Source organism: Amycolatopsis sp. NPDC051106 (genome assembly GCF_040682775.1).
Lineage (GTDB): Bacteria > Actinomycetota > Actinomycetes > Mycobacteriales > Pseudonocardiaceae > Amycolatopsis.
In genome coordinates this window covers 42281-49349 of record NZ_JBFBBQ010000062.1, presented here as the reverse complement: position 1 = coordinate 49349, position 7069 = coordinate 42281, and the positions used below count along the sequence as shown (strand labels likewise).

5 protein-coding genes are annotated in these 7069 nt (G+C 71.9%); all 5 read left to right on the top strand.

All coding sequences use genetic code 11. The features are described from left to right. Positions 1–230 precede the first annotated feature (230 nt). The 5 genes from glmS (at position 231) to ugpC (ending at position 7040) form a co-directional block, all read left to right on the top strand. The gene (gene glmS, locus AB0M83_RS34495; protein WP_364523511.1) at positions 231–2093 is read left to right on the top strand and encodes a glutamine--fructose-6-phosphate transaminase (isomerizing); all 1863 of its coding nucleotides are present in this window, start codon (positions 231–233) and stop codon (positions 2091–2093) included. Between the two features lie 27 nt (positions 2094–2120). Then, positions 2121–3560 (top strand): NAD(P)H-hydrate dehydratase, encoded by a 1440-nt coding sequence (locus AB0M83_RS34490; protein WP_364523509.1) that lies wholly within the window; start codon positions 2121–2123, stop codon positions 3558–3560. Between the two features lie 134 nt (positions 3561–3694). Beyond that, the gene (locus tag AB0M83_RS34485) at positions 3695–4528 is read left to right on the top strand and encodes a DeoR/GlpR family DNA-binding transcription regulator (protein WP_364523507.1); all 834 of its coding nucleotides are present in this window, start codon (positions 3695–3697) and stop codon (positions 4526–4528) included. After that, the gene (gene xylB, locus AB0M83_RS34480) at positions 4518–5945 is read left to right on the top strand and encodes a xylulokinase (RefSeq protein ID WP_364523506.1); all 1428 of its coding nucleotides are present in this window, start codon (positions 4518–4520) and stop codon (positions 5943–5945) included. The genes AB0M83_RS34485 and xylB overlap by 11 nt, the downstream gene beginning before the upstream one ends. A 3-nt stretch (positions 5946–5948) precedes the next feature. Beyond that, complete coding sequence (gene ugpC / locus AB0M83_RS34475) at positions 5949–7040, top strand: sn-glycerol-3-phosphate ABC transporter ATP-binding protein UgpC (protein WP_364523504.1); 1092 nt, start codon at positions 5949–5951, stop codon at positions 7038–7040. Positions 7041–7069 lie beyond the last annotated feature (29 nt).

Below are 7069 nucleotides of genomic sequence, written 5' to 3'. Positions count from 1 at the left end.
CGTGGTCGTATCCCGACCCCCGGCGGTGCGGGCGACCCCCCCACGGCCGCCTTGGGTGCGTCAGACGCAACCAAGGCCACATTGGGGCGCTGGAAGCCCGGACCCGGGCACTCACCCACGTGCGCCCCAAGGTGCATTGGTCCGGACCATGTCCACTCACGTTTACGCAGGTCAACCCCGGTTTCCGGACCCCGTCAACCCGCTGAATGTCCCTCGTTAGGCTGGTGCGCGTGTGTGGAATCGTGGGATATGTCGGGCACCGCCCGGCACTGGACGTCGTCCTCGGCGGGCTCCGGCGCATGGAGTACCGCGGTTACGACTCGGCCGGTGTGGCGGTCCTCGACGGCGCCGGTGCGCTGACCGTCGAGCGCAAGGCCGGGCGCCTCGCCAACCTGGAAGCCGAGCTCGACAAGGTCGGCCGCGACCGCATCACCGGCACCGCCGGCATGGGCCACACCCGCTGGGCGACCCACGGCGCGCCGATCGACCGCAACTCGCACCCGCACCGCGACGCCTCGCAGCGCGTCGCCGTCGTGCACAACGGCATCATCGAGAACTTCGCCGCCCTGCGCGCCGAGCTCGAGGCCGACGGCGTCGAGATGGCCAGTGACACCGACAGTGAGACCGCCGCGCACCTCGTCGCCCGCGCCTACGTCGAAGGCGATACCAAGGGTGACCTCGCGGCCAGCGTCGCCGCCGTCTGCCGCCGCCTCGAAGGCGCCTTCACCCTCGTCGTGACCCACGCCGACCAGCCGGACACCATCGTGGCCGCGCGCCGGTCGTCGCCGCTGGTCGTCGGGGTCGGGGACGGTGAGCACTTCGTCGCCTCCGACGTCGCCGCCTTCATCGAGCACACCCGCGAGGCCGTCGAACTCGGCCAGGACCAGCTCGTCGTCATCACCCGCGAGGGCTACGAGGTCACCGACTTCCACGGCGACGCCGCCCAGGCCAAGCCGTTCACCGTCGACTGGGACCTGTCCGCCGCCGAAAAGGGCGGCCACGAGTACTTCATGCTCAAGGAGATCGAGGAGCAGCCCGAAGCGCTGGCCAACACGCTGCGCGGGCACTTCGAATCCGGCCGGATCATCCTCGACGAGCAGCGCATCTCCGACCAGGACCTGCGCGACGTCGACAAGGTCTTCGTCGTCGCCTGCGGTTCGGCCTACCACTCCGGCCTGGTCGCGAAGTACGCGATCGAGCACTGGACGCGGCTGCCGGTCGAGGTCGAGCTGGCGTCGGAGTTCCGCTACCGCGACCCCGTCCTCGACCGCGACACGCTGGTCGTCGCTGTCTCCCAGTCCGGCGAGACGGCGGACACGCTCGAAGCCGTCCGGCACGCGCGGGAGCAGAAGGCGCGCGTGCTGGCCGTCTGCAACACCAACGGCGCGCAGATCCCGCGCGAGTCCGACGCCGTCCTCTACACCCACGCCGGTCCCGAGATCGGTGTCGCGTCGACCAAGGCGTTCCTCGCCCAGATCGCGGCCAACTACCTGGTCGGCCTGGCGCTGGCACAGGCCCGCGGCACCAAGTACCCGGACGAGGTCGCGCGCGAGTTCGCCGAGCTGGAGGCCATGCCCGCGGCCGTCCAGAAGGTACTGTCCACTGTGGACCAGGTGCGCGACCTCGGCCGCCGGATCGCGGACTCGAAGGCGATCCTGTTCCTCGGCCGCCACGTCGGGTTCCCGGTCGCCCTCGAAGGCGCGCTGAAGCTCAAGGAACTCGCGTACATGCACGCCGAGGGTTTCGCCGCCGGCGAGCTCAAGCACGGCCCGATCGCGCTGATCGAAGAGGGCCTGCCGGTCGTCGTCGTGATGCCGTCGCCCAAGGGCCGCGCGGTGCTGCACTCGAAGCTCGTGTCGAACATCAGCGAGATCCAGGCGCGCGGGGCCCGCACGATCGTGATCGCCGAAGAGGGAGACGAGACCGTCCGGCCGTTCGCCGACGAGCTCATCGAGGTCCCCGCGGTGCCGACGCTGCTGCAGCCGCTGGTCTCCACGGTGCCGCTGCAGGTGCTCGCCGCGGAGATCGCCCGCGCCCGCGGGTACGACGTCGACAAGCCGCGTAACCTGGCGAAGTCCGTCACCGTGGAATAACACAGCGTAAAGAGGGAGGCCTTCGCCGTGCAGGGAATCTGGACTACGAAACGGATTCGCGAGGCGGAGGGGCGGGCGTTCGCCGTCACGCCCGACGGCGAGCTGATGCGGCGAGCGTCGTTCGGGCTCTCGGTGCAGATCGCGGACTTCCTCGAAGACCACACCGGCGGCGTTTCCGGCCGCCGGGTGGTGCTGCTGGTCGGCTCGGGTGACAACGGCGGCGACGCGCTCTGGGCGGGAGCCTTCCTCCGGCGACGCGGAGTAGCCGTCACGGCGATCCTGCTGAAACCTGAGAAGGCGCACCCCGCCGGCCTCAAGGCGTTGAAGCGGGCCGGTGGCCGGGTGGTGTCCGCCGAGGACGGTCCACAGTGGATCGCGCGGGCCGACGTCGTGGTCGACGGGATCGTCGGCATCTCCGCCAGTGGCTCTTTGAGGCCCGACGCCGCGCGGCTCGTCGAGCTGGTCGAGGCGCCGATCGTGGCGGTCGACCTGCCCAGCGGCGTCGACCCGGACACCGGCGCCGTCGACGGCCCGGCGGTGAAGGCGACCCGCACGGTGACGTTCGGCGCGCTCAAGCCGGTGCACGCGCTGGCGCCGTCGTGGTGCGGCGAGGTCGTGCTGGTGGACATCGGCCTCGAGCTGGCGGACCCGGACCTGCGCCGGCTCGACATCGTCGACGTCGCCGCGGCCTGGCCGGTGCCCAGGCCGGAGGACGATAAGTACAGCCAGGGCGTGGTCGGCATCGCGGCGGGCTCGGCGACGTACCCGGGCGCGGCGGTGCTGGCGGCGGGCTCGGCGGTCCGCGCGACGGCCGGCATGGTGCGCTACGCGGGTCACGCGGCCGACGTCGTCCGGTCGCAGTGGCCGGAGATCATCGCGACGGGCACGGTCGCGGACGCCGGCCGCGTCCAGGCGTGGGCGGTCGGGCCGGGCATCGGCACGGGTTCCGAGGGCCGCGACGTGCTGCGGTACGTGCTCGGCCAGGGCGTCCCGGTCTGCGCGGACGCCGACGCGACGACGATCATCGCGAAGTCCCCGGAGGTCCTGGACGCGCGCGACCCGGATACGCCGCTGGTGCTGACCCCGCACGCGGGCGAGTACGAGCGCCTGATGGGCCGCAAACCGGGCGCGGACCGCGTGACGGCGGCGCGCGAAGCGGCGAAGAAGTACGACGCGGTGGTGCTGCTGAAGGGGCACGTGACGGTGGTGGCGGCCCCGGACGGCCGCGTCGCCGTGAACACCCCGCGCGGCGCCTGGCTGGCGACGGCGGGCTCAGGCGACGTGCTGTCCGGCCTGGTCGGCTCGCTACTGGCGGCGGGCCTGGACCCGTGGCTGGCCGCGGCCGCCGCGGCGCACGTCCACTCCCTGGCCGGAGCGATCGCGGCCCAGAACGCCCCGACCTCGGCATCCGGCCTGGTCCACGCGATCCCGGAGGCAATCCGCGCGATCCGCTCCCTGACGCCCTGAACGTCACTTTCTCTACGAAAGTGATCCGGAGTTCCCGCTCCGGACGCACTTTCGGGTGAAAGTAGTGGCTGGTCCTGAGAAGAGTTATCGAGTTCTCTGTTAACTCTGGGCGGTAAATCTGGTAAGAATGCCGTGTGAGCGGCGGCACAGCATCTGGAGACCGGAAGACCCGGCCGTCCGACGCCGTCGTCGAACAGCGGCGGCAGGACATCCTCGACCACGTCATCGAGCAGGGCGAAGCCCGCATCGACGATCTGACGACGAGGTTCCGGGTCAGCCTCATGACCATGCACCGCGACCTCGACGACCTCGCCGAGCGCCGCCTCCTGCGCAAGCTCCGCGGCAAGGTCGAGGCCTACCCGGCGCTCACCATCGAGACCGCCGCCCGCTTCCGCGACACGCTCCACCACGGCGAAAAGGAAGCCCTCGGCGAGGCCGCCGCGAACCACGTGCAGCCCGGCCAGACCGTCTTCGTCGACGACTCCACCACGCTCCTCCCGCTGGTCAAGCGCCTGGCCGAGATCGACGCCCTCACCGTCGTCACCAACTCGCTGCACGCCGCCCGGCTGCTCGGCCCGAAGGTCGACGTCGTGCTGGCGGGCGGCCGGTACTCGCCCGAGTACGACTCCTGCGCCGGCCCCGAGGTCCTCGGCCTGCTCGACTCCCTCCGCGCCGACGTCTCGTTCGTCTCGGTCACCGCCGTCGCCGTCGGGCGGCTCTTCCACCCCGACCGCGACTACGCCGAGCTCAAGAAGGCGGCCCTCCGGGTCGCCAACCGGACGGTCCTGGTCGTCGACCACTCGAAGTTCGGCCGCACCGCCACCTACGCGCACGGTGACGTCGGCGACTACGACCTGCTGATCACCGGCCAAGCCACGCCCACCGAGGAGATCGAGGCCGCGCTCAACGCCGGTACCGCGATCGAGATCGTCGAACACGTCACAGAGGGGCAGCCCTATGACAGCTGAGCTGGTCGCCGGCGTCGATTCGTCCACCCAGTCGACCAAGGTCGTCGTGTGCGACGCCGAAACCGGTGAGATCGTCCGCACCGGCCGCGCGCCGCACCCCGACGGCACCGAGGTCGACCCCGCCGCCTGGTGGGACGCGTTCGGAGAAGCCACGAAGGGCCTGCTCGACGACGTCAAGGCCATCGGCGTCGGCGGTCAGCAGCACGGCATGGTCACCCTCGACGAGCACGACGAGGTGGTCCGGCCCGCGCTGCTGTGGAACGACACCCGCTCGGCGCAGTCGGCGCTCGACCTCGTCGACGAGCTCGGCGGGCCCTCGGTCTGGGCGAAGTCGGTCGGCTCGGTGCCGGTCGCCAGCTTCACCGTCACGAAGCTGCGCTGGCTGGCCGACAACGAGCCCGAGCTCGCCGACCGCGTCGCCCGCGTGCTGCTCCCGCACGACTGGCTGACCTGGAAGCTCACCGGCGGCGCCCCGGTCACCGACCGCGGCGACGCGTCCGGCACCGGCTACTTCTCGCCGTCCGACAACGCCTACCGCCTCGACGTCCTGGCCCACGCCTTCGGCGGCCGGACGCCGGAGCTGCCGACCGTGCTCGGCCCGGCTGACACCGCCGGCCACACCCCCGGCGGAATGCTCGTCTCCGCCGGCACCGGTGACAACATGGCCGCCGCGCTGGGGCTCGAACTGCAGCCCGGTGACGTCGTCGTCTCGCTCGGCACCAGCGGCACCGTGTTCGGCGTTGCCGAGACCGGCGCGGCCGACGCGTCCGGCGACGTGGCCGGGTTCGCCGACGCCACCGGCCGGTTCCTGCCGCTCGCCTGCACGCTCAACGCCGCCCGTGTGCTCACGGCGACGGCGTCGATGCTCGGCGCGACGCTGAGCGAGTTCGACCGGCTCGCGCTGCGGGCCGAGCCCGGCGCCGGCGGCCTGACCTTCCTGCCCTACCTCGACGGCGAGCGCACCCCGAACCTGCCCGGCGCCACCGGCTCCCTGGCCGGCCTGACCCGGGCGAACATGACCCCGGAGAACCTCGCGCGCAGTGCCGTCGAAGGCATGCTCTGCGGCTTGGCCGCCGGCCTCGACGCGGTGCGCGCGCACGGCCTCGACGTCCGCCGCGTGCTGCTGATCGGCGGGGGCGCGCAGTCGGCCGCCGTCCGCGCGGTCGCGCCGCTGGTGTTCGGCGTGCCCGTGCAGCTGCCCGAAGTCGCCGAGTACGTCGCCATCGGCGCGGCGCGGCAGGCGGCGTGGGCGTTGGCTTCCAGTGCGGAACCCCCGTCCTGGCAAGGGAACAAGACCAGGCTCGAGCTGGACGAGCCGACCGAGGCGCAGCGCGCCGAGGGCCACCGGATCCAGCAGCGCCACCTCGAAGCCCGCGAAGCGGCGTACGGGGTCCGGCGGAATCTCGGAGAGGACTGACCGATGGCTTCCATCACCTACGACAAGGCGACCCGGCGCTACGCCGGTTCGGAGCGCCCCGCGGTCGACGCGCTGGACCTGGAGATCGCCGACGGCGAGTTCCTGGTGCTGGTCGGCCCGTCCGGCTGCGGCAAGTCGACCAGCCTGCGCATGCTCGCCGGGCTCGAGGACATCGACGACGGCGCCGTCTGGATCGGCGACCGCGACGTCACGCAGCTGCCGCCGCGCTCGCGCGACATCGCGATGGTGTTCCAGAACTACGCGCTGTACCCGCACATGACGGTCGCCCAGAACATGGGCTTCGCGCTGAAGATCGCCGGCCGCCCCGCGTCCGAGATCAAGCAGAAGGTCCTCGAGGCCGCGAAGCTGCTCGACATCGTGGACTACCTCGACCGCAAGCCGAAGGCGCTCTCCGGTGGTCAGCGCCAGCGCGTCGCGATGGGCCGCGCGATCGTCCGCGAGCCGCAGGTCTTCCTGATGGACGAGCCGCTGTCGAACCTCGACGCGAAGCTGCGTGTCTCGACGCGTACGCAGATCGCCGCGCTCCAGCGCCGCCTCGGCGTCACGACCGTGTACGTCACGCACGACCAGGTCGAAGCCATGACGATGGGTGACCGCGTCGCGGTGCTGTCCGACGGCCTGCTGCAGCAGTGCGACACCCCGCGCGCTCTCTACGACCGGCCCGCCAACGCTTTCGTCGCCGGGTTCATCGGCTCGCCGGCGATGAACCTCGCCACCGCGAAGCTCACGGCCGACGGCGCCGAGGTGGGTGGCGCGCGCGTGCCGCTGACCCGCGAGACCATCGCCGCGGCCGACGGGGACACCGTGACCCTCGGCTTCCGGCCGGAGGCCCTCGAGGTCGCCAACGGCGAAGACGGCACCCTGCCGATCAAGGTGGACCTGGTCGAGGAGCTCGGCTCGGACGCGTTCGTCTACGGCAAGCTCGCCCAGACCGACGCCGACGACACCCGGCCCAACGTCGTCGTCCGGGTCGACCCGCGCACGCCGCCGGCCATGGGTGACACGCTGCACCTGCGGATTCGCCCCGACGAGCTGCACGTGTTCTCCGCCACGTCCGGGGCGCGCCTGCCCTGACCTCGGGTCATGGGAAACTGGAGGGCGCC

Excerpts from the sequence above, each read along its gene's own strand:
- xylB (WP_364523506.1), top strand. The coding sequence starts at position 4,518 with ATGACAGCTGAGCTGGTCGCCGGCGTCGATTCGTCCACCCAGTCGACC.
- ugpC (WP_364523504.1), top strand. The coding sequence starts at position 5,949 with ATGGCTTCCATCACCTACGACAAGGCGACCCGGCGCTACGCCGGTTCG.